The sequence below is a fragment of the Pantoea sp. X-Soil-YNGN-785 genome, assembly GCF_059730585.1.
The window spans coordinates 630,230-651,070 of record NZ_AP035943.1 but is presented as its reverse complement, the minus strand read 5'-3'; the positions used below and the strand labels follow the sequence as shown (position 1 = coordinate 651,070).

Sequence of the window (20,841 nt, the reverse complement as noted above, 5' to 3'; positions counted from 1 at the left end):
GAGAGGCTGTAAAGCGTCTCCGGCAATCATAATTGCTATCTGACCGGGCATCACGGCATGATGGTCACTCATCACCCGCCGGAGTTCACGCATGAATCGTCCGCTACAGATTGGTCTGTTACTTTTCCCCGATGTTACCCAGCTCGATTTAACCGGCCCGTGGGAGGTATTTGCACGCACGCCCGGCGTGGAGTGCCATCTGATCTGGAAAGATCGTCAGCCGGTGCGCTCCGATCGCGGCCTGTCGATATTGCCGACTGCTATCTTTGACGATTGTCCGTTACTGGATGTGATCTGTGTACCGGGCGGACCAGGGCAGATTGCCCTGATGTCGGATGAGGAAACGCTGAATTTTCTGCGACGGCAGGCTGAGCAGGCGCAGTGGGTAACGTCGGTCTGTACCGGTTCGCTGGTGCTGGGCGCTGCCGGATTGCTGAAAGGGTACCGTGCGACCTCACACTGGAGCTCCATCGACCAACTGGCTTTGCTGGGCGCGGAGCCGGTGAATCAGCGGGTGGTGCGTGACCGCAACCGTATCAGCGGCGCGGGCGTCACTTCCGGCATCGATTTCGCCCTGACGCTGGTGGCGGAAATCGCCGGGGACGCCGTCGCCCGAGCCGTTCAGCTGCAGATGGAATATGACCCCGAACCGCCGTTTTCCTGCGGCTCGCCGCAGACCGCGCCGCCCGAGGAGGTGGCGCAGGCACGGGCGAAAATTGCTGAGTTCATCGCCACGCGGCGTGCTGCAACGGAGCATGCCGCGCGGCGACTACAGGCTGATCAGCTTACGGACGCCGGGGATGCGCAACAGCAGCAGTGACAGCGCCATTGAGAAGATCAGCGTCAGGGCGATGACCAGCAGTTTGTCGCCCAGGGTCTGAATGCGGATAGCAGCCGCCAGCACACCAAAAATCAGGTAATGCAGGATATAAACGCCGGTCATGGTTTTGCCGAGGGTGGTCAGAAATGTGGTCAGCCATTGGGCTTTTTCCGGCAGCCGGATAGCGTTAATGCTGATCACGATCAGCACCACCAGCAGATAAACCTGTGAGCCCGTCAGCACTACGTCGTTGTGGGTCGCCAGAAAGCGCGCAATAAAGTAATAGCGCTCATACAGCCAGGTAAAGAGATACACCGCGGGCAGCAGCAGCAGGCTTACCTTTATCACTCTGGGTGATGTCAGCAACTGCATCACACGTGGCGCAGCCATCAGCCGGCCGGTGAGGTAATAAAGTACCCATGTCCAGATTCGGTACTGCGGCAGCAGTGAAAAGGCCCGCTGGTCCGGATAGAGGCTGGCGAGCAGGTCATAAGCAAAGGCCAGCACCAGCAACAGCAAAATCCCTGCTGCCATTACGCCAGGCCGCTGAATCAGCCAGTCGATTAGCGGATGCGAGACGTAAATGACAATCAGTGCAATCACAAACCACGGCTGGATCAGGTAGCCTTTGTGGTGCATCCCGGCAAACCAGAAAAAGCTGAACCAGAAGATAAAAATCAGCAGAATACGGCGAATTTTGCCGAGCTGCCACGCGGGCGTGTGCAGCTCGCCCGCGTCGAGATAGCCGCTAAGCAGAAAATAGAGCGGTGTGGCAATGGTCGAGATAAAACTCAGCACATTCAGCGTCAGATTAACGTCGTAATGATAGCTGTCGTAACTCTGATACAGCGTGAAAAACGACACGGCGGTGATACAGGCCAGCGTCTTCAGCATTGCCAGCCCGGTCTTATTCACCGTGCGCCTCCCGTCCGTGGAAGCAGCGATAGATCACCGGCAGTACGAGCAGAGTCAGCACCGTCGCGAATCCCAGACCAAAAATAATCACCACCGCCATGCTCTGGAAAAAGACGTCGCGCAGCAGCGGCAGCAGGCCCAGTACGGTAGTAAAGGCCGTCAGCAGGATAGGACGCAGACGCGAGGTCGCCGCATCAATAATTGCCTGCTGCAACGGCTTCTCCTGCCGGAACAGTCGGATCTCCTCAATCAGCACGATCCCGTTGCGGAGCAACATCCCTGACAGGCTGAGCAGTCCAATCAGCGCCATAAAGCCAAACGGAATACCGGTGATCAAAAAGCCACAGGTGACACCAATCATCGCCAGCGGCACGGTAATCCAGATTGCGACGGCGTCACGCAGCGAGTTGAACATCAGCACGGTAATGATGAACATGGCCAGGAAGCCTGCCGGCAGCGAACTCAGCAATCCGCTTTGTGCTTCACGTGAGCTCTCCAGCTCGCCACCCCACTCAAGCCGGTAGCCCGACGGCAGCTTAAGTTGATCGATCTGCGGCTGAACCCGTGCCACCACCTGCGCGGAGGTTAATCCTGAGGCGGGATCGGGGTCTGTCTGCACCGTCAGCACGCGCGTACGGTCACGACGCATAATCAGCGGATTCTCCCACTCCAGCCGGAAGTCAGAAATCACATTGCTCAGCGGCACAAAGTGCTGCATGGCAGCGCTCCATAGCTGAATGTTTTCGATGTGATCAACACTCTGCCGCTCTTCATCTGCCGGATAGAGCATCACCGGCATCAGCCGCGATCCGTCCCGGAAAATGCCTACGGCATCGCCGCTGAAATTCATTCTCAGCGCCTGATCGATATCGCGTTTATCAATGCCCAGCTCCTGACCACGCAGTGCGGAATAAACCGGGCGGATCACTTTACTGCGCTCCTGCCAGTCGTTGCGTACCGGTAACGTCGAGCCATCCGCCAGAAAAATCGCATCCAGCTGGCTGCCGATGTGACGCAGCACTTCCGGGTCCGGGCCGGTTACCCGCAGGGCAATCGCGCTATCACTGGCGCTGCCAAACTGAATACGTTTGATGCGCTGATTCACCTGCGGGAAGTTTTGCTGAATATAATTCTCAGTTTTCAGCGCCAGCGCATCCAGCAGTGGGCCATCCTTAACCCGCACCATAATCTGGGCGAAGTTGCTGTACTGGCGCGCCGCGTCATAGGTCAGGGTAAAGCGCAGTGCGCCCTGGCCCACGGTGGTGACCGTCGCCGCAACGTCCGGATCCTGATTAATGAACCGGGCTATTTCCGCTGCGGTATCTGCGGTGTAGTGGATATCGGTGCCATAGGGTAGCCAGAGATCGGTAAAAAAGACCGGCGTGCTGGATGAGGGGAAAAAGTTCTGTTTCACAAGGGTAAAGCCATACAGCGATAGTGCCAGCAGCGCGACCATCGCCGTCAGGGTGATCAAGCGAAAACGCAAAAGGCCGCTCAGCGTCTGACGATAGCGCCGGAAAACGATGCCCTGATAAGGATCGGAGATGTCAGTTTTTGCGGGCTTCGCTGCGCCACGACGTTTCTCGCTCCAGTTGATAAATACCGGAGTCAGCGTCAGCGCAGTTACCCAACTCAGCATCAGGGAAATCAGCAGCACCTGGAACAGCGATTTACAATATTCGCCGGTTGAGTCCTGCGACAGGCCAATCGGTGCAAAGGCGAGTATCGCGATCACCGTGGCACCCAGCAGGGGCAGGGCAGTGCGGCGCACCATGCGGGAAATCGCCTGCTGTAAAGGATGTCCGCGCTGGTGGTCGATCTTCACCCCTTCGACAACGACGATGGCATTATCCACCAGCATGCTGAGCGAAATAATCAGCGCGCCCAGCGACACCCGCTGCAGTTCCAGTTTAAACAGATACATGATCAGTAGCGTGCCGAGCACGTTTAGTGCCAGTGACGCGGCAATCACCATGCCGCTGCGCAGGCCCATAAACAGCAGCAGCGTTCCCACCACAATCGCCAGCGCCATCAGGAAGTTGAGGATAAAGCCATCAACAGACTGTTTCACCTCATGCGCCTGGTTGTAGAACACCTTCAGACTGATCCCGGCGGGGGTATCCTGCTGATAGTGTGTTATCCGGGCGGAGAGCGCGTCGCCGACATCAATCACGTTGACGCCAGGCGCAAATGAAATGCCGATTGCCAGGGCCGCTTCACCATCGGCAAAGTAGATATTGGCAGGATTATCGGTCACGCCACGTGTCAGGGTGGCGATATCGCGCAGATGCACGTTCTGCGGGCTGCCCGCAGGCAGAATGGGCAGATTCGCCAGGTCGTCGAGTGTCTTTAGCTCGCCGGTAGGGTGAAAACGGATTGATTCGCTGTCGACCCGCAGCGTGCCGGCACTGGCAACGCTGTTATTCCGGTTCAGCAGATCGGCGATGCGCTGCGGCGTCATGCCATAGGCGGTCATTTTGCTGGCGGAAAGGGCAATGCGGACCTCCTCCTGCTCAACGCCCGCTACCGCGACTTTCGCCACGCCGGGCACCAGAACGAGATCGCGCCGCAGTTGATCGGCATAGTTACGCAGTTCGCTGTTCGTAAAGTCTTTGCCGTGGATGACGAAGAAGTAGCCATAAACATCGCCGAAGTCGTCGTTAACCAGCGGAGCCTGCACGCCTGGCGGAAACTGCCGGGCCGCATCGCCGACGCGACGGCGTAGCTCATCCCAGATTTGCGGCAGCTGATCGGCAAGATAGCGGGTATGGATATTGACGGTAATCTGCGACAGGCCATTGCCTGAAATGGAGGTGACATTGTCCAGTGAGGGCAGGCGTTGCAGCGCATTCTCCAGTGGCAGAGTCACCTCTTCTTCGACCTGCTGGGCTGACGCACCAGGATAGTGGGTGACAATCACCGCCGATTTGATGGTAAACAGCGGATCCTCAAGGCGGCCAATGTTCAGCAGGGCATAGATACCGCCCACGCCCAGCAGCAGAATAACCATCCAGATGCGAATGGGTTTATCAAGGAAGTGCTCCTGAATACGCATTATAACCCCCGCTCACGCTGCCAGATGCGCACCGCTTCACCGTCACGCAGCTCACCCACACCGGCAGCAACAATGCGGTCGCCAGGCTGCAGCCCGCTGATGATTTCAATACCCTGCGCGGTGAGACGACCCACTTCGACGGAGCGATCTTTAATGCGCAGCGCCTCGCCATCCTGCTCAACCAGCCAGACGTGCGGCTGGTTAGTCGGGCTACGGTCGGGATTGAACACCGCAGCCGCCGGTACCACCAGCCGCGGCTGCGCAGGGGCATTCGGCAGGTTATGCAGCTTAACGCGCACTGAGCCGCTGAGACCGGCAACGCCAGGCAGATCAGCGGGACGCGGCATGGTCAGCACCATCTGATACGTCAGCGTGGCAGCGTCGGTCTGGCTGGTGTGCTCTTTGTATTGCGCGGTGAAAAAGCGACCGGGCAGGGCGTTAAACTGCACCTCCGGCTGATAGTGAATATTCTGGATGTCCAGGCTGGTGAAGAGGGTTTCCGGCAGCGTGAAGATCACGTCGAGCAAATCGGCCCGGGTCAGCAGCGCAATCGGCTGTCCTGCGGCCACCACCTGATGATTACGCGCCTGCACTCTGGCAATCACGCCATCAAACGGCGCGCGCAGGGTCAGAAACTGCAACTCTTCCTGCGCAATTTTCAGTGCGGTAGCGGCGGCATCGCGGTTAGCACGCTGCACATCCATTTCCGATTTTGAAACGGCGCTGCGCTGGGCCAGCGTGTTAAAGCGCTGAAATTGCCGCTCCGCCAGCTGCAGCGCCGTCAGACGATCGCGTACCCGCAGTTTCGCATCCGCGTCGTTCAGGGTGGCAAGAATTTGCCCCGCTTTCACGGGCGTTCCGTCACGTATATCCAGCTGTACCAGCTGGCCCGCCCTTTTAAAAGCAAGGTCGGTATTGTCTCCGGCCTGAATACGTGCAGGAAATACCCGGATATTCTGCGCAATGTCCGGCTCAAGGGTAAAAACTTTTATTACACGAGGAGGTGGCGCGTCCGGTTCTTTTTTTTCATCGCACGCTGTCATAAATAAGCAACAGAAAAAAACGGGAATAACCTTGCGTTTAATCATTTTATTCGCCTTAACATCAGCTATTTCACTGCGGTTTAATAAGCGTTAAGGCGTCATTAGCCTGGTGCTTATCACCACCGGGATAAAAATATTTTTAATATTCGTAATCTTATTTTAACGAGACGGCAGGGCCGCTTCGCCTGGATCGGGTTACGCCGCCATATGAGAGACCACCAGCCAGGTCAGTAAGCCGACTAATGTGGTTGCGGTGACCGCGAGAATAACGAAACCGCAAAGCATGATAATGCTCTGTTTTTTCATCAGAGTTTCCTTTTGCGAGCCAGAGTACAAGCCGAAGCACACTGCATCAGCATAGTTAAACCTTAGCTAAACAAAAACAACGTTGTTATTCTCATAATATAGGTTAGATTTAATTTAGCCATTTTATGTTATTCATCAGACGTTTCTTACCTAAATATGATATCGGTCATTACTGGCGGGAGCGGCTTCCCGCAAAATGCATGTCTTTTAATTGCGCCTTTAATTCATCGCTAAATGGCACGAGGTTTATATATGCTAAATAATGATAAGCAGGATAAAGCGTTAGCTTTATCTGAGCGCCCCTGGTATCAGCGTAGTGTAGCCGAGATATTTTCTGACCTGCAAAGCTCTCCGGCAGGATTATCGACTGCTGACGCACAGGAACGTCTGCAGAAACAGGGGCCAAACGCGCTGCCGCAAAAAGCGGATAAATCAGCGCTGCTCAAATTTATCGCCCATTTTAAAGATGTGCTGATTTATATTCTGCTGGCCGCAGCGGTGATCACCGCGCTCATGGGCCACTGGGTTGATACCTTCGTCATTATCGGCGTAGCCGTTATCAATGCCCTGATCGGCTTTATTCAGGAGAGCAATGCCGAGAAATCGCTGAAGAGCATTCAGAACATGCTCGCCAGTGAAGCGATGCTGGTGCGGGATGGCAAACAGGTCACCGTCGCAACACGCGATATTGTGGTCGGCGACGTGGTGATGTTACGTCCCGGCGACAAAATTCCCGCTGACCTGAGACTGTTTGAAGTCAATAACCTGCGGGTGGAAGAGGCGATTCTCACCGGCGAATCGACGGTGGTGTCTAAGAACATCGACACGCTGAGCGGTGAAAAGTCGCTGGGGGACCGTCTGAATCTGGCATTTTCCGGCACCACCGTCAGCTCCGGCACCGCCTCAGGTGTGGTCATCGCCAGCGGGGGTGATACGGAACTGGGCCATATCAACGAAATGATCAGCGGCATAAAAGAGGCTAAAACCCCGCTGCTGGTGCAGATCGACAAACTGGGTAAAGCGATTTTCCTTATCATCCTGGCGATGATGGTGGTGCTGTTTATCTTCGGTTTCATGCTGCGTGACATTCCGCTGGGCGAACTGCTGCTGTCCGTTATCAGCCTGGCCGTCGCCACCGTGCCGGAGGGTCTGCCCGCCATTATCTCCATTATTCTGTCGCTGGGTGTGCAGTCGATGGCGCGCACCAATGCGATTATCCGCAAACTGCCGACGGTCGAAACCCTGGGCGCCATGTCCGTTATCTGTTCTGATAAAACCGGCACGCTCACTATGAATGAGATGACGGTGAAAGCGGTGGTGCTGGCAAAAAGCCGCTGGCGTGTCAGCGGCAACAGTTACGAACCCAAAGGCGAAATTGTGGCTGAGCAGGGCGGCAACGCGGGTGCTTCGGCGGCACAGGATCCGTTGTTTCAGCAGTTCCTCCATGCGGTAGACACCTGTAATGAAAGTCAGCTGCGTCAGGAAAGCCAGGGGCTCTGGACGATTGTTGGCGGCCCGACTGAAGGTGCACTGAAAGTGCTGGCAGCCAAAGGTCTGACGACCCCTCAGCCGGTTGACGTGGTGAGCAAGCTGCCGTTCGATTCCCTCTATAAATATATGTCGGTCAGCTGTGTAGCTGACGGTGAATCTTATATTCTGCTGACCGGCGCACCGGATGTGCTGCTGACGCTGTGTCAGCAGCAGCAAACGCCGGACGGTGCAGAGCCGATTGACCGTGCTTACTGGGATGCGGCCATCACCACCTATGCCAGTGAAGGATTACGCACCGTTGCTGCAGCCTGGAAAAAAACCTCCGCACCCATTACTTCGCTGGATCATGCCGATCTGAAAAGTGACATGGTGCTGCTGGGGCTTGCCTGCATGATGGATCCGCCGCGTCCTGAAGCCATAACTGCCATTGATGAATGCCAGAAAGCGGGCATCCGCGTCAAAATGATCACCGGCGACCATCAGGAAACGGCAATGGCGATTGGTCAGATGCTGGGTATAGGCAACAGCCAGACGGCCATCACGGGTTACCAGCTTGAACATATGAGTGACGCTGAACTTGCCGAGGCGGCAAAAACCTATGATATTTTTGCCCGCACCAGCCCGGAACATAAACTGCGTCTGGTGAAAGCACTGGAAGCGAGCGGCGAGATCGTGGGTATGACCGGCGACGGCGTCAACGACGCACCGGCGCTGAAGCAGGCGAACGTCGGCATTGCGATGGGGATTAAAGGCACGGAGGTTACAAAAGAGGCGGCCGATATGATTCTGGCCGACGACAACTTTGCTACCATCGCGGCGGCAATCAAAGAAGGCCGTCGGGTTTATGACAACCTGAAAAAAACCATTCTGTTCGTTATGCCAACCTGTATGGCGCAGGGGCTGCTGATTATTATCGCGATTCTGATGGGTAATCTGCTGCCGTTAACGCCGGTTCAGATCCTGTGGATGAATATGGCGACCTCCGCCACGCTGTCGTTTGGTCTGGCATTTGAGCCAGCAGAACCCAATGCGATGCGTCGGCCCCCCCGTAATGTCAAAGCACACGTGATGGACGCTTACGCCATCTGGCGTGTGGTGTTTGTCAGCCTGCTGATTTCAATCAGTGCCTTTGTGCTGGAAGCCTGGCTGCAACCGCGTGGCTACAGTCCTGAGTTCATCCGCACCGTGCTGCTGCAGATGCTGGTTACGGCGCAGTGGGTCTACATGCTTAACTGCCGCAACACAGATGGTTTCTCCCTGGACCGTGGCCTGCTGAAAAACCGCGGTATCTGGCTGGTGACGCTGGTACTGATTGTGCTTCAGGCGATCATTATCTACGTGCCGTTGATGAACACGCTGTTCGGAACCCGCCCGCTGCCAATTAACTACTGGCTGATTTCGCTGTTTGTCAGTATCGCAATCTTCATCGTGGTAGAGATTGAGAAACGCCTTACCCGCGCATGGCGGGTGAAGACGCCGTCACTGAGTTAACTCTGACTCCGGGTCCTGCTGCGGATAGCTCGCCAGCAGGACCTTCTTAATCAGATAGGTCAGAGGAATGGCCAGTATCCCGCCCGTAATCCCCAGTAACGCCTGCCAGAAGAGAAACGCCAGCAACTGTGTAGTGAGCGCCAGATTAAGTCGTTTACCAATCAGCAGCGGTTCAATCACCGAACTCAGGCAGAGGTTCAGCACCATAAAGAAGCCTGAGACCGCCAGCGCAACCTGTAAATCAAACATGATGTAGCTCTGGATCACCGGCGGAATCGCAGCCAGGAAAGAGCCCAGCACCGGCACGTAGTTAAAGATGAACATCAGCACGCCCCAGAAAAAGGCAAACTTCAGCCCGATCAGGTGCGCACCTAAACCCACGATGATCCCGCCAAGAATACTGGTCAGTGTTTTCACCCTGGCATAAACAATCACGCTCTCAATTCCCTCCTGCAGCGCCAGATAAAAGGCCTGATTTTTTCCGCTGACCCGCTGCTGAAGCGCCGCTTTCAGCAGCGGCATCTCATAGAGCATAAACAGCAGCATCAGGAACACCATAATCCACCAGGAGATGACGCCGGGAATTTGCGTCAGAAACGCGGTGACGATACGCACTATCGCACCCGCATCCACAAAAGTGAGCATCTGGTCGGGCGTCATACCGATATCAAGCCGGGCAAAAGCCAGCGTCAGCTGTTCCAGCCGTGCCGCCAGCAGCATGGGGGCCTGGCGGCTGAGCTGCATTAAATCGGGCGTCAGTGCCGTTAACTTGAGCGTGGTGACCACCATGACCATCAGCATCAGCGTAATCACCAGCAGGGATGAGATAATGCGTGGGATGCGTTTTTTATCCAGCCGGGTAATCAGAGGGTCAAGCATGATAGCCAGTAACGCCGCCAGCAGGACTTGATTGATCAGCGGTGCCGCCAGATAAAGGCCGGTGAGAATAATGGTCAGAGAGGAGAGAATAAACAGCACGCGCGCCAGCGGTTGCCAGAGAGTAAACCAGCTCAGTCCCATGTTCGGGCTCCTTCAGCAAAGATAAGCTGCAGTATAGATGAGGCTTACCTGTCAGTGCTTTGCGTCAGGTCAGAGCAGGGGGAAGAGTTATAAGAGACGCTTCAGATCCGATTATCATAGGCTCTGAATCACTTTTCAAAGCCAAATGCGTGGTCTGTCGCTATCCGGTTAGTCTATTTACGGTCCGGTTTCAGCCGACGGTCAAACCGGAACGGAATGGCCTCAGCCTGTTGAACGATCCGGGAAAACTCCGGGTGTTCAGGATTTAACAGATAGTTGTGTTCTGTAGGAGATAGAGCACTGGGAACTCGCAACGCAACCGCATCGCAGGCAGAGCACCAGGCGTCGCCATAGTCAGCCAGTTCCGCCGGCACGTCTTCATCGGCCCAGTTTGCAGGCAATTCACTGATATCGACGGTTTGTATCAGCGCATCGGGAACATCGATGCGCAGTAGCGTGAAAGCGTCGAGGATGTGTGCTGAGTGCAGATGGACCAGTGTTTCCAGCAACGTCAGTGAGGCGGTTTCTGAGACATAAACCATTGAGATGCCGATGCTGTTCCAGCGACCGCCCGCCTCTTTTGCGCCGAATCCCGTCCAGGCGGTCGAAAGATACTTTGTCTTAGTCAGCCTGTAGAGGATCAAGAATAAACTCCATGCTCCAGACGCGCGATGAGCTTCAGGACCTCATAAGCGCCGGTTTCCGATGCCATAAGTTCTGCTGGCATTTTCCAGCTCAACGCCCGGTTAGGCTCATTCAGCCATTTTTGCGCTTCATCCTTATCGCCTTCAAACAATTCAACCGCCCGATCAATAACGCGGATAATCCGCACCAGTCGTTCGCTTTGTTCAGCGCTGAATTTCGCTTTCACGCCACGGCTGAACGTCGTGGAGGGAATACCGGACATTCTGCGCAGGTCATTTTGGGTAATCTTCGCCCAGTCGATGATGAGGTGAGCCACGTTGCCATCGAGGCCATCGTTGATCTGGCCCAGCAGAGCGACACCATCCGTACTGTGCAGGCCCGCAGCCTGCCATAAACGTGGCGGTCTGGTCTTAGCTGCAGAAAAACTGAATGTTTTCATTCGTCACCTCCAGTTGGTCATTTAATCATAACCATTTGGTTTGCACTGCGCAATTGCTGAAGCCTGATGAAAGATGTCGGATAAGGTACAAGCGCTTCTTTAACTAAGTAACGAATCAGTCTATCTTTAAGGGAATAATCATTTCCTAATGGTGCTATCAATGCACGATAACCGTAATAAAGATCGGGGACGACCACGGGCATTTGATACCGATGCGGCACTCGACAGCGCAATGCTGGTTTTCCGGCAGAAAGGCTATCACGCCACCTCAATCGGCGATTTGGGCCATGCTATGCAGCTGACCACTGGCAGCATTTACAAAGCCTTCACCGACAAACAAACGCTGTTTGCTACGGTCTTTGCCCGCTATCTCTCACAGCGTAACGGCAGCTTAGCTGCGCGGCTGGCGCAATGTGAAAATGGCCGTGAGCAACTGGCGGCGCTGCTGAATTTTTACGTGGATTCAGTGCGCGATGTGGAAGGCGAGCGCGGCTGTCTGGTCGCGGTAAGTGCCGTGGAGTTGCAGACGCTGGATGAGGAGCTGGCCGGCGCGGTCAGCGCGGCGCTGATGCGCAATCAGCAGAACTTACAGCAGATGATCAGGCTGGGTCAGCAGGATGGTTCGGTTAACCCTGCACTTGACTGTGAAGCCACCGCTTCGCTGATGCTCTGTATCGTGCTGGGGATGCGCGTCGCCGGTAAAGTTGCGGCTACCCGGCCCGATAGCAGCATCATCCCTGTGGCACTGAAGTTACTCGACTGAATTTTTTTATCCATTAAGGAAGTGATCGTTTCCTTATTATCCGGAGGCTTTATGTATTCTCAACCCGCTTATCAGCATCATTTTATCAACGTGGGCACACAGCGCCTGCACTACCTTAGCGCTGGCAGCGAACACGCCGAAACAGTGGTGTTGCTCGCCGGTTTTCCGCAGAGCAGCTACGCCTGGCGGGAGGTGATTCCCCGGCTGGCCAGTCGATTTCATGTCATTGCACCCGACCTGCCGGGGCAGGGTGATTCAGATTTCCCGGTCAGTGGCTATGACACCGACAGTGTAGCGACATGCATTGTGACGTTGCTAAATCAGCTGGGAATCGAACGCTTTCATCTGGCCGGACATGATGTCGGAGCATGGATTGCCTGGTCACTGGCGGCAGCCCATCCCGATAAGGTCAGCCGTCTCGCGCTGCTGGATGGCGGCATTCCCGGTGTGACTCTGCCTGACCTGCTGCCGATGGTCGGTGATAGCGCCTGGAAAACCTGGCATTTCGGTTTTCACTGTGTGGATGATCTGCCGGAAGCCCTGATCACCGGCAGGGAGGCGATCTACCTTGACTGGTTTTTTAACCGCAAAGCAGCGAATCCTCGTCGAATTGATGCGACGGCGCGTCGTGAATATCTGCGCATTTTTCAGCAGCCCGGCGCGTTACGCGCGGGACTGGCTTTTTACCGCGCCTTCTCGCAGTCGGCAGAGCAGAACCGTCAGCGTGCGTTAAACGGTAAGCTGGCAATGCCGCTGCTGGCGGTGAGTGCTGATCAGGGATCGATACCCGATATGGCTACGCCGTTACGCGCTGTGGCGCAGCAGGTAAACAGTGAAACTATTCTCAACTGCGGTCATTTTATTCCTGATGAACAACCGGAGAAATTAGCGGAAATACTGGCAGACTTCTTTATTTAACCTCCGGATATACGCTGAATAACACCGCTACAGAAAGTAGGGAAAGTAATGTGGGGCGGCGGATTATTAATATTATTGCTGATCCGCTGCTATCTCATACGGCTTTCCAATAAATAAACCTAAGCTACTGATTATTAATGGTTCCTCGTGTGTTATAACGCGTTGCTTTCTGTCACGTGCTGTGAATAAATAAACGGTCACCACCATCCAACGTCAGGATGAGATTAAAAAGAGGGCCGGCACCAGACTGCCGGCCTCATATTGCCGGGGCTGCGATGAATCAGGAAAAAGAACGACTGGCCGGGGAAATAAAAGCCAGAGTTAATGAGATTGAACCGCAATTGGTGGCGATTCGGCGTGATATCCATGCGCATCCGGAATTAGGCTTTGATACGCTGCGTACCGCCAGTCTGGTCACAGAGTATCTGCAGGCGCTGGGATTGAATCCCCGGACCGGCGTTGGCCGCAGCGGTGTCGTGGTGGATATCGACGGCGCGGAGCCGGGTAAGACACTGCTATTGCGTGCTGATATGGACGCGCTGCCCATACATGAACAGACGGGTTTACCCTTTGCCAGCCGCTATCCCGGCAAAATGCACGCCTGTGGTCACGACATTCACACGGCGACGATGCTGGGTGTGGCCACAATCCTGCCGCACTATCGTCAGCAGCTAAAAGGCCGCGTCCGGCTGATCTTCCAGCCTGCGGAAGAGACACCAGAAAGTGGTGCTGAGGCGATGATCGCCGACGGTGTGGCCGACGACATTGACTGGGCGGTGACCCTGCATAACAAACCTGAACTGGCTGCGGGTGACGTTGCCCTGACGCGCGGCGCCAGTACTGCCTCCAGCGACGAATTCGACGTGACGGTACAGGGTGTATCGACCCATGCGGCCCGTCCGCATATGGGCACTGACCCGATACTCGCCACTGTGCATCTCATCAGCCAGCTCCAGACCATCATCTCGCGTGAACGCGATCCTGCTCACTCCGCCGTGTTAACCATTGGGCACATTCAGGGCGGCACCACCCACAACATCATTCCTGACAGCTGTCTGTTTCAGGGCACCATCCGCACTAAATCACCGGAAGTGCGGGCTGCGATGGAAGCGTCATTTAAACGGATGTGCGAAGGGGTGGCGCTGGCGCAGAACGTCCGCGTAGAAGTTAACTTCCAGCGTGGCGTTCCCCCCTTAATGAACGACGATCGCCTCATCGATTCACTGGAGCAGATTCTGTCGCATCAGTTTGAGAAGGTCATCATCGCGCAGCCCAGCGCCAGCTTTGGTGCTGAGGATTTTTCACTGTTTACAGAACGGGTACCGGGTTGTCAGATCCATATTGGATCCGCTACGCCGGGCCGTGACGATCATCTGCATAACTCCGACTATCAGCCGGACGAACGCAGCATTGCCGCCGGGACGCAGGCGCTGACCCGCCTTGCTATTGATTTACTCTCTTAATAATAAAGACATGAGGTTTATATGATGATGCGTAACCGTCTCCTTAAGGCGTCTCTGACCGTGGCGCTGCTTGCCACTTCCGCCTTCAGCCAGGCGAAAGATTTCGGCACCCTGAAGTTTGCTACCGAAGCGGCTTATCCTCCGTTTAACCAGACGACCCCGAGTGGAAAAATCGTCGGTTATGAGCCGGATATGGTAGCGGAGCTGGCGAAGCGTGCAGGTTTTAAATATGAAATCATCGCCCAGAAATGGTCAGGCATGATCCCGGGCCTGATCGACGGTAAATATGATGCGGTGATAGATGCGGTGACGGTGACGCCAAAGCGCGCTGAAGCGATCGATTTTACCCATCAGTACACCGTCAGCGTTTCCAGCTTTGTGACCGCGAAAAAAAGCCCACTCGCCACGCTGCCAGGCAGCGGCACGGTGGTGACGGCGGATGACGACGCCGGTATGAAAAAAGCGATCGACGATCTTAAAACCACGTTTAAAGGCAAAACCATTGCGGTGCAGGTCGCCACTATTCAGGCGGACTTCCTGCAGAAATACCTGGGCGATGTGGCCACTATCCGCACCTATCAGGCCGGTCCTGAAACCTTCGCTGACCTGATGAATGGCCGTGTTGATGCCGTCATGGCTTCACGCACCAACCTCAATGCCTTTGTGAAAAAACACAGTGATGCCATCAGCAGCAGCGGTTATGGCTTCTCGGGTGGTGTGCTGGGTGCAGGCTCGGCGATTGGTCTGCGTAAAGGCAACAGTGAGCTGCAGCAGGTGCTGAATCAGGCGCTGGACTCGATGATCAAAGATGGCACGCTCAGCAAACTGTCGATGAAATGGTTTGGCGAAGATGTCGCGCCAAAAGCGTAACCACTGATGCTGATGAATATTGACTGGCAGATACTGGGCTTCGGTGATGAGGGCTGGGGAGGCGTGCTGCTTAACGCCGCCGCCGTCACGGTCAGCGTGTCGCTCTGCGCCTGGCTGCTGGGTGCCCTGTTGGGCAGCGTGCTCTGCTGGATGCAGATTGCCGGTTCGCGCTGGCAGCAGCGGCTGGCAGCAGGCTACATCACGCTGTTTCGCGGCGTGCCGGAACTGCTGGTGATCTACCTCTTCTACTTCGGTGGACGTCAGGTGGTCTCCACGGTGGGTACCGCGCTGGGCTTCCAGGGGCCGTTCGATGTCAACGGTTTTGTGGCGGGCGCGATCGCCATCGGGCTGATTTCCGGTGCCTATCAGAGCGGCGTATTTCGCGGCGCGTTCTACGCCATTCCGGGCGGTACGCTGGAAGCGGCGACCGTGACCGGCATGGGACGGCTGATGATGTTTCGCCGCATCATCGTGCCACAGGCGTTACGCACCGCGCTGCCAGGTATGGGCAACCAGTGGCAATCGGTGATCAAAGAGTCGGCGCTGGTCTCGGTCACCGGGCTGGTGGAAACCATGAACCAGGTCTCGACCGCAGCCAACTCTACCCAGATGTCCTTTTTCTTCTACAGCGTGGGTGCGGTGATCTACCTGATTATCACCACCTGTTCCGATATGGTTTTCCGCTACGTGGAAAAGTTTGCGATGCGCGGTCAACAGCGCGTGAGGGGATAAGGAGTCCACGTGGATATGATGTTTTTACAGCAGACGCTGCTGGCGCTGCTGAAAGGATTGCCGTTGACGATCAATCTGGCGCTGCTCTCGCTGCTGGGGGGCGGCATGCTGGCATTGCTGCTTAACCTGCTGCGCATGACGCGCGTCGGCAGCCTGTTCTGCCGTTTCTACGTCTGGCTGTTTCGCGGTACGCCATTGCTGATCCAGATTTTTATGGTCTATTACGGCCTCGGCAGTTTACCGGCAGTCCGCGAAAGCCTGTTCTGGCCGCTGCTGCGCGATCCCTACTGGTGCGGCTTGCTGGCGCTGATCCTTAACGATGCGGCTTACACCTCGGAGATTCTGCGCGGTGGGCTGCGTGCCGTCAGCCAGCAGTCGCTGGAGGCGGCTAAGGTCTCGGGCATGTCGTCATACAAGATCTTTACCCGCATCACCTTACCGATTGCGATTCGTCAGGCGCTGCCGGCTTACAGCAATGAAATTATCTCGATGATTAAAGCGACGTCGCTGGTCAGCACCATCAGCCTGATGGAAATGACCGGCATTGCCGACTCAATTGTCTCCTCCACGTTCCGGGCGCTGGAAGTGTTCCTGAGCGCGGCGGTGATCTACCTGATACTGACCATGCTGGTCAGCAAAGGCGTATCGATGCTGGAACGACGCTTATCACCTTACTATTTCGGAGCACGATCATGACCGCACCTACTATCATGCTGAGTCATCTCAGAAAGAGTTATGCGGGACACGAAGTGCTGCACGACATCAGCCTGACCGCGCAGGATGGCGATGTGATTTCGCTGATTGGTGCCAGCGGTTCAGGCAAAAGTACGCTGCTACGCTGCATCCCGTTTCTTGAAGTGCCGCAGGCGGGTGAAATTGCGGTCGGCGAGGTAAACGTCACGCTGGATAACGCCGACGAAAAACTGAGTCGTGAGCAGCGCCGTCGCATCAAGCTGATGCGGATGCAGCTTGGCTTTGTGTTTCAGAGCTTCAATCTGTGGCCGCATAAAACGGTGATGCAGAACATCATTGAAGCGCCGGTTCATGTGCAGAAGCGCAGCCATAAAGAGGCGATTGAAGAGGCCGAAGCGCTGCTGCATAAAGTGGGGCTTTACGCAAAACGCGACGCCTGGCCGTCGCAGCTGTCAGGCGGACAGCAGCAGCGCGTGGCGATTGCCCGGGCGCTGGCGCAGCAGCCGAAAGCGATCCTGTTTGATGAACCGACCTCTGCGCTGGATCCGGAGCTGGTGGGTGAAGTACTGCGGGTGATCCGCAGTCTGGCAGAAGAAGGGCGCACCATGATTATCGTGACCCATGAAATGGGCTTTGCGCGTGACGTGTCGAACAAAGCGGTGTTTCTGCATCAGGGGATGATTGAGGAGTCGGGTTCGCCGGAACAGGTGTTCCTCGATCCGATCTCGCCGCGCTGTCGTGCCTTTGTGAACAGCCACTTTGAGCGCAATGCAGGCTAGAATAACCGGGATCATGCAATCTGGCTTCAGCACTGATAGCTATCGTTTGAAGCCATGTTCAGGATTAATCACTCTGGCGCAGGCCGCCCGCCAGCTGGGTGAACACCTCGATCATCTTCGGCAGTGCCTTTTCCGGGTCACTGCTGGAGCCGACCCAGAGGGCGGCATTCAGCGCTGCGCTATTCAGCAGATGCGCGGCGGCATCGGCGTCTACCGACTTGATCGTTCCGCTTTCGGTCAGCTTCATAATCGTTTCGCGCGTGGCTTCCAGACAGCTGTTCTGGCTGGGCCATTGCGCGGGATCACCCAGAAATGCCGGGCCATCGCGCAGCACAATACGCTGCACTTCGGCCTCCATGGCTAACTGAATATAGGCGATGCCTTCTGCCACCAGCTTCTCCCATCCATCTGCCACGCCGGATGCGGCTGCTTTAGCCCGCTGCGCCATCTCACCATCAACCTGAGCCACGACCGCCGCCAGCAGCCCCTTTTTATCGCCGAAATTATGGTAAAGCGCACCACGGGTCAGGCCCACGCTGGCCGTCAGTTCATCCATAGATGCCGCCGCAAACCCTTTTTCAGCAAATGCGGTGCGCGCTGCTGCAATCAGCTTTGTACGGTTCTCTTCCATTGTTTCAGCGCGACGTTTAACGGTCATAAGCTCTCCTTTCACATACGTCTCGTATATTATTTGACATACGCGGCGTATGCGTGATTAATGTGACATACGCCGCGTATATTAAATCAATCCTGTGTACGCCGTATCCTGCTTTCCCAACAGACGCTATGAAAGGCACCACTATGTTTACGCGCGAACCTGTTTTCCCCGCTAACCGTCATGCCCTGTATGAGCAGCATGGTTATTCTGCTGCCATCCGCTCAGGCGATCTACTGTTTGTCTCCGGTCAGGTGGGCAGCCGTGCTGACGGCACGCCCGAGCCCGATTTTGCTGCTCAGGTTGAACGGGCGTTTGAAAATCTGGCGGCGACGCTCGCTGCGGCAGGCTGCACTTTTGACGACCTGGTCGATGTCACCACGTTCCACACCGATCCGGAGAACCAGTTTGAAACCATTATGCAGGTGAAGCAGTCCATTTTTCCGCAGCCGCCTTACCCTAACTGGACAGCGGTAGGAGTCACCTGGCTGGCGGGATTTGATTTTGAAATCAAGGTGATTGCCCGCATTCCGCCACAACAAAAATAATCTGTTCATGCCGTAAACGGATGCCGGAAGAAAATAATTAAAAATTTTTGCATCCGTTTTCTTCACTCATTCGTATTAACAGATAAGGGCACATCGGCCCTGTCTGCAAACTCAATGAGGGAAGTGAAAATGAAACCATTCCTGCCAACTCTGCTTTTTTCTGCATTAGTTTTCAGCGGTGCCACCTATGCGGCATCCATGGACAGCGATACGGTCATGGTCGGTGGCGCTGCCATGTACCCGTCAAAAAATATTGTTGAGAATGCTGTTAATTCGAAAGATCACACCACGCTGGTCGCGGCTGTTAAGGCCGCCGGTCTGGTTCCGACGCTCGAAGGGAAGGGGCCATTTACCGTTTTTGCGCCGACCAATGCCGCCTTTGCAAAATTGCCGCAGGGCACCGTCGATTCTCTGCTTAAGCCAGAGAACAAACAGAAGCTCACCAGCGTTCTGACCTATCACGTGGTTGCAGGAAAACTGGATATGAAAGCACTGGAGAAAAAAATCAAAGCGGGTGGAGGCAAAGCGGAGCTGAAAACGGTAAATGGCGCCTCCCTGTGGGTGATGGCAAACGGCCCGCACAACATTCAGCTTAAAGATGCTCAGGGCAATGTCGCTAACATTACCACTTATGATGTGAATCAGAGTAACGGCGTCATTGACGTTATCGATACCGTGCTGATGCCGTAAAGCGTTACCTATACTGTGTGTAGCCACTGAATCTGTGGCTACACCTTTAACAGGGAAGCCGATGACAAAAACTGTGCCTCATATTCAGGCTGACTTAATGAACCAGATTGCCTGCGGCGATAAATCTGCGCTGGCGCAGCTCTATCACGTCCTCTCACCCCGGCTTTACGGCATTATTCTGCGTATGGTCAGACGGCGCGACTGGGCAGAAGAGATCCTCCACGACACCTTTATTCAAATCTGGCAGTCGGCAAACTACTACGACCACAAGCGCAGTGAACCGCTCATCTGGCTCAGTCACATTGCAAGAAACAGAGCGATCGATTTTCTGCGTAAACACGAGAACAGATGCTGTTCGATAGAGGAAATCAGCGAAGCGGAAGCGGGTTTTGAGCGTTCACGTCCCTCTGACGACAGTCCTGCTGAGGCGCGTCGCCTTCAGCACTGTATGGCGCAGTTACCGTCAGAACAGCGACAAAGCCTTTCGCTCGCCTATTATCGTGGCCTGTCACAGAGTGAGATCGCACTCTCCATGAGCCAGCCCGAAGGCACGGTAAAAAGCTGGATCCGTCGCGCGTTAACCCATCTTCGGGAGTGCATAGGCTTATGACTGGTCAGGAAAATGATGATCTCACTGCCGCGGAATATGTGCTTGGGCTAACGGACGCTGACACCCGGCAACGGCTGGATAAACGCTTTAATGACGATGCAGCCTTTGCCGCTGAGGTGGTGCGCTGGCAGAGCGCGTTCAGTGGCATTGACCTGACGACTCAGGAGGTCGCCCCGCCTTCTGCACTCTGGCAGCAGATTGCGCAGAATCTTGAGCGGAAACCTGGCATCCCCGGCAATAAACGCAAACAGCAGCATCCCGGATTCTGGCTCGGCTGGGGCCTCGCCGCGGCAATGACCGGCATCCTCGTATTTAGCTGGGTGACGAAGCCTGATGCGACACACGCGCTGCAGCCGATCGCGGTACTCAGCGGCGCGCAGCCTGATGTACAGTTTGTGGTGAGTCTGGACAAGCGCGCGTCATTAATTCAGGTTTCTGCACTGAACGTCACGCTGCCAGAAAATAAAAACTTACAGCTGTGGCTGATTAAGGGCAGTGCTCCGCCACAATCACTGGGACTGATCGATCACCGTGACAGTAACGCCTTTAAGTTGCCTTCCGGGGAGCTGGATAATAAGACCATACTGGCGGTAAGTCTGGAACCTGTGGGTGGTTCTAAAGTCAGCGGGCCGTCCGGGCCGGTGATTTTCCAGGGTAAAGTCACGCTGCTTTAACCCTCATCAGCAGGGATTTATCTGCCGGCTGGCCGTTATTACACGTTTTGGCCTGGAAGAGGGGTAGCCAGGCCAAAACGTGCACCAGACGGTCAGTCTGTGTTTTCTGATTTTATGGCTGAAATGCGTCGGCCCGTCAGCCAGCCCGTTCCTGAATGGCCAGGGCAGTAATCTGCGTTAACGGATAAAACGTCGCTCCCCCGGCACGCGGGAGAGCGACA

At 55.5% G+C, this 20,841-nt stretch carries 20 protein-coding genes; 13 read left to right on the top strand and 7 right to left on the bottom strand.

Annotated features, from left to right (window positions below; translation table 11 throughout):
- The first annotated feature begins 91 nt into the window (after positions 1 to 91).
- Positions 92 to 820, top strand: coding sequence for a DJ-1/PfpI family protein (locus AC6I8E_RS21695; RefSeq protein ID WP_095707964.1), 729 nt, complete (start codon positions 92 to 94; stop codon positions 818 to 820).
- On the opposite strand, the gene AC6I8E_RS21690 is transcribed toward AC6I8E_RS21695, so the two are convergent.
- From AC6I8E_RS21690 to AC6I8E_RS21680, 3 genes are read right to left on the bottom strand one after another with little or no spacing between them, the layout of a single operon-like run.
- Entirely contained in the window at positions 770 to 1,735 is a 966-nt protein-coding gene (locus tag AC6I8E_RS21690; RefSeq protein ID WP_095707965.1) for an acyltransferase family protein, read from the bottom strand. The two genes, AC6I8E_RS21695 and AC6I8E_RS21690, sit on opposite strands and share 51 nt — an antisense overlap.
- Entirely contained in the window at positions 1,728 to 4,790 is a 3,063-nt protein-coding gene (locus AC6I8E_RS21685; RefSeq protein WP_497824827.1) for an efflux RND transporter permease subunit, read from the bottom strand. Before AC6I8E_RS21685 ends, AC6I8E_RS21690 begins: the two co-directional genes overlap by 8 nt.
- A complete protein-coding gene (locus AC6I8E_RS21680; RefSeq protein ID WP_497824826.1) occupies positions 4,790 to 5,878 on the bottom strand; it encodes an efflux RND transporter periplasmic adaptor subunit in 1,089 nt (362 codons plus the stop codon). The genes AC6I8E_RS21685 and AC6I8E_RS21680 overlap by 1 nt, the downstream gene beginning before the upstream one ends.
- A 513-nt stretch (positions 5,879 to 6,391) precedes the next feature.
- Here AC6I8E_RS21680 and AC6I8E_RS21675 point away from each other — a divergent pair.
- Positions 6,392 to 9,121, top strand: a complete 2,730-nt coding sequence (locus AC6I8E_RS21675) for a cation-transporting P-type ATPase (RefSeq protein WP_013195987.1) — start codon at positions 6,392 to 6,394, stop codon at positions 9,119 to 9,121.
- Here the strand turns inward: AC6I8E_RS21675 and AC6I8E_RS21670 are convergent.
- The 3 genes from AC6I8E_RS21670 to AC6I8E_RS21660 form a co-directional block, all read right to left on the bottom strand.
- Complete coding sequence (locus AC6I8E_RS21670) at positions 9,110 to 10,141, bottom strand: AI-2E family transporter (protein ID WP_497824825.1); 1,032 nt, start codon at positions 10,139 to 10,141, stop codon at positions 9,110 to 9,112. The two genes, AC6I8E_RS21675 and AC6I8E_RS21670, sit on opposite strands and share 12 nt — an antisense overlap.
- 173 nt (positions 10,142 to 10,314) lie before the next feature.
- Positions 10,315 to 10,785 (bottom strand): RES family NAD+ phosphorylase, encoded by a 471-nt coding sequence (locus AC6I8E_RS21665; RefSeq protein WP_313677442.1) that lies wholly within the window; start codon positions 10,783 to 10,785, stop codon positions 10,315 to 10,317.
- Positions 10,782 to 11,225 carry an Xre family toxin-antitoxin system antitoxin gene (locus AC6I8E_RS21660; protein WP_497824824.1) on the bottom strand — a complete coding sequence of 148 codons (444 nt, stop codon included), beginning with the start codon at positions 11,223 to 11,225 and terminating at the stop codon, positions 10,782 to 10,784. The genes AC6I8E_RS21665 and AC6I8E_RS21660 overlap by 4 nt, the downstream gene beginning before the upstream one ends.
- Positions 11,226 to 11,373: 148 nt before the next feature.
- On the opposite strand from AC6I8E_RS21660, the gene AC6I8E_RS21655 reads away from it, so the two are divergent.
- The 7 genes from AC6I8E_RS21655 to AC6I8E_RS21625 all read left to right on the top strand — a co-directional run bounded on the left by AC6I8E_RS21655 (position 11,374) and on the right by AC6I8E_RS21625 (position 17,443).
- Positions 11,374 to 11,988: a TetR/AcrR family transcriptional regulator gene (locus AC6I8E_RS21655; RefSeq protein WP_095707971.1), complete on the top strand. Its 615-nt coding sequence runs from the start codon at positions 11,374 to 11,376 to the stop codon at positions 11,986 to 11,988.
- Positions 11,989 to 12,039: 51 nt separating this feature from the next.
- Positions 12,040 to 12,906 carry an alpha/beta fold hydrolase gene (locus tag AC6I8E_RS21650; RefSeq protein WP_013195992.1) on the top strand — a complete coding sequence of 289 codons (867 nt, stop codon included), beginning with the start codon at positions 12,040 to 12,042 and terminating at the stop codon, positions 12,904 to 12,906.
- Between the two features lie 275 nt (positions 12,907 to 13,181).
- The gene (locus tag AC6I8E_RS21645; protein WP_418163217.1) at positions 13,182 to 14,369 is read left to right on the top strand and encodes a M20 metallopeptidase family protein; all 1,188 of its coding nucleotides are present in this window, start codon (positions 13,182 to 13,184) and stop codon (positions 14,367 to 14,369) included.
- Between the two features lie 21 nt (positions 14,370 to 14,390).
- Entirely contained in the window at positions 14,391 to 15,239 is an 849-nt protein-coding gene (locus AC6I8E_RS21640) for an ABC transporter substrate-binding protein (protein WP_013195994.1), read from the top strand.
- A 6-nt stretch (positions 15,240 to 15,245) separates the two neighbouring features.
- On the top strand, positions 15,246 to 15,971 hold the full coding sequence (locus AC6I8E_RS21635; RefSeq protein ID WP_497824823.1) for an ABC transporter permease: 726 nt from the start codon (positions 15,246 to 15,248) through the stop codon (positions 15,969 to 15,971).
- Between the two features lie 9 nt (positions 15,972 to 15,980).
- On the top strand, positions 15,981 to 16,667 hold the full coding sequence (locus tag AC6I8E_RS21630) for an ABC transporter permease (protein ID WP_497824822.1): 687 nt from the start codon (positions 15,981 to 15,983) through the stop codon (positions 16,665 to 16,667).
- The gene (locus AC6I8E_RS21625; protein WP_010246775.1) at positions 16,664 to 17,443 is read left to right on the top strand and encodes an ABC transporter ATP-binding protein; all 780 of its coding nucleotides are present in this window, start codon (positions 16,664 to 16,666) and stop codon (positions 17,441 to 17,443) included. The genes AC6I8E_RS21630 and AC6I8E_RS21625 overlap by 4 nt, the downstream gene beginning before the upstream one ends.
- Positions 17,444 to 17,507: 64 nt before the next feature.
- Here AC6I8E_RS21625 and AC6I8E_RS21620 read toward each other — a convergent pair whose 3' ends face one another.
- Positions 17,508 to 18,101, bottom strand: coding sequence for a TetR/AcrR family transcriptional regulator (locus AC6I8E_RS21620; protein WP_095707974.1), 594 nt, complete (start codon positions 18,099 to 18,101; stop codon positions 17,508 to 17,510).
- Positions 18,102 to 18,244: 143 nt separating this feature from the next.
- On the opposite strand from AC6I8E_RS21620, the gene AC6I8E_RS21615 reads away from it, so the two are divergent.
- From AC6I8E_RS21615 to AC6I8E_RS21600, 4 genes are all read left to right on the top strand, one after another.
- Positions 18,245 to 18,646, top strand: a complete 402-nt coding sequence (locus AC6I8E_RS21615; protein ID WP_095707975.1) for a RidA family protein — start codon at positions 18,245 to 18,247, stop codon at positions 18,644 to 18,646.
- Between the two features lie 129 nt (positions 18,647 to 18,775).
- Positions 18,776 to 19,336, top strand: a complete 561-nt coding sequence (locus AC6I8E_RS21610) for a fasciclin domain-containing protein (RefSeq protein ID WP_095707976.1) — start codon at positions 18,776 to 18,778, stop codon at positions 19,334 to 19,336.
- A 61-nt stretch (positions 19,337 to 19,397) separates the two neighbouring features.
- Positions 19,398 to 19,946 carry a sigma-70 family RNA polymerase sigma factor gene (locus AC6I8E_RS21605; RefSeq protein ID WP_013196003.1) on the top strand — a complete coding sequence of 183 codons (549 nt, stop codon included), beginning with the start codon at positions 19,398 to 19,400 and terminating at the stop codon, positions 19,944 to 19,946.
- The gene (locus AC6I8E_RS21600) at positions 19,943 to 20,620 is read left to right on the top strand and encodes an anti-sigma factor (protein ID WP_095707977.1); all 678 of its coding nucleotides are present in this window, start codon (positions 19,943 to 19,945) and stop codon (positions 20,618 to 20,620) included. The genes AC6I8E_RS21605 and AC6I8E_RS21600 overlap by 4 nt, the downstream gene beginning before the upstream one ends.
- Positions 20,621 to 20,841 lie beyond the last annotated feature (221 nt).